Below are 319 nucleotides of genomic sequence, written 5' to 3'. Positions count from 1 at the left end.
GGATCACCCGCTGCTGGGACGGGCCGCTGGGCGCGGTGTGCGGGGTGGCGGCGCCGTCCTGGTGGACCGCGCGGCCGAGCAGCACGGGCAGCACCTGGGGCGCGGTGCGGCAGGACGTGCGCTGGGCCCTCGAGGCGACCCAGGAGGCGGACGCGGACCGGCCCGGTAGCACCGACACCCTGCTGGTGGGGTTCCTGGTGCGCCCGGCAGTTATCGACGGCGTGTTCTTCGGCTTGTCGCCGCGCGAGGCGCTGGGCACCGAGCCGGAGCGGCGGCTGCGGCTGGTGAGCCCCTGGGTGGCGCTGGTGAGCGCGGTCAT

Annotated in this window: 1 protein-coding gene; it reads left to right on the top strand. The window is 76.5% G+C overall.

Annotated elements, in window-relative coordinates:
- Positions 1–104: 104 nt before the first annotated feature.
- On the top strand, positions 105–319 hold a 215-nt coding region (locus PUR61_RS00685; protein WP_329874514.1), incomplete at its 3' end, for a beta-ketoacyl synthase N-terminal-like domain-containing protein.

It is taken from the genome of Streptomyces sp. BE20, from assembly GCF_036322525.1.
Lineage (GTDB): Bacteria > Actinomycetota > Actinomycetes > Streptomycetales > Streptomycetaceae > Kitasatospora.
This window is presented reverse-complemented; position numbering and strand designations above follow the sequence as displayed.